Origin of the sequence: Limimaricola sp. G21655-S1 (assembly GCF_027213785.1) — a bacterium.
GTDB lineage: Bacteria > Pseudomonadota > Alphaproteobacteria > Rhodobacterales > Rhodobacteraceae > Limimaricola.
Genome location: NZ_JAPWGO010000066.1, coordinates 1 through 1,263, shown reverse-complemented (window position 1 = coordinate 1,263; position 1,263 = coordinate 1). Strand labels below are relative to the sequence as shown.

Annotated in this window: 1 protein-coding gene; it reads left to right on the top strand. The window is 69.3% G+C overall.

Annotation, left to right across the window (positions count from 1 at the left end):
* Positions 1–1,263: flagellar hook protein FlgE (locus tag O4G76_RS19825; protein WP_269398879.1), on the top strand; the 1,263-nt coding region annotated here is incomplete at its 5' end.

Genomic DNA, 1,263 nt, shown 5'->3' with positions numbered 1-1,263 from the left:
GCCAATTCCACGGCGGTGGGCCGGATCTCGGAGAACATCGCCAACGCCAACACCGACGGCTACCGGCGCAGCTTCGTGCAGATGGTCACCACCAGCACGCTGAGCGACAATGCCGGCATCGCGCCCTCGGGCGTAAGAGCGGTTCAGGGTTCGGATGTCAGCACGGGAGGCGCCGTGCGAACGACGGCCAGCGCCACCGATCTGGCGATCGGCGGGCGGGGGTTCTTCGTGGTCTCGAAGCAGCCGGGCGAGACCAACGAGGCGAACTTCATGCTGACCCGCGCCGGCTCGTTCCTGCCCGACGAGAACGGCGACCTGCGCAACGCCGCCGGCTACTACCTCGCGGGCTTTCCCTACGACCAGACCGCCTCGATCGGCAATGTCGACCGCAACCAGTTCGGCGACCTGAGGACCGTCAATCTCGGCAGCCTGTCGCAGACCGGCTCGCCCACCGGCGAGATGACGGTGAGCGGCAACATCCCGGCCCAGCAGACCGGGCTGGCCACCCCGGGCGAGCCGTTCCTCAGCTCGGCCGAGTATTACAGCCCGCTGGGCGAGGCCGAGCGGATGCAGTTCTCCTGGCAGCCCAGCGCCACCGCCAGCCAGTGGACGCTGAGCATCTCCGGCGCCGACGGCGCGCAATACGGCGAGGTCACCGTCGACTTCCACGACAGCGGCCCGCTCGCCGGGGCGCCGCGGCTCTATTCGAACGCCACCTCCAACGCCGTGGCGCCGGCGGGCTTCGCCTTCGACGCCGCCACCGGCATCGCGACGCTGACCGTCGACAACGGCGCCGTGCCGCAGACCATCGAGGTCTCGATCGGCGCGCCCGACAGCCACACCGGCATGACCCAGTTCGCCGGCGACTACTCGGCGCTCAAGATCGGCGCCGACGGCGCCGAGAGCGGCGTGCTGGTGCGTACCGAGATCGACGAGCGCGGCGACGTCTACGGCGTGTTCAACAACGGCAGCCGCAAGCCGCTCTACAACATCCCGCTGGCCGAGGTCGCCAACCCCGACGGGCTCCTGGCCGCCGACGGCAACGCCTACGTGCTGTCGCGCAACTCCGGCAAGTTCAGCCTGAACCAGGCCGGCGAGGGCTCGGCCGGCGGGCTGACCGCCGGGGCGCTGGAGAGCTCCAACGTCGAGGTGGCGCAGGAACTGACCGACCTGATCAGCACCCAGCGCGCCTATTCCTCCAACGCCAAGATCGTCACCACCGTCGACGAAATGCTGCAGGAAACCACCAACCTCAAGCGCTGA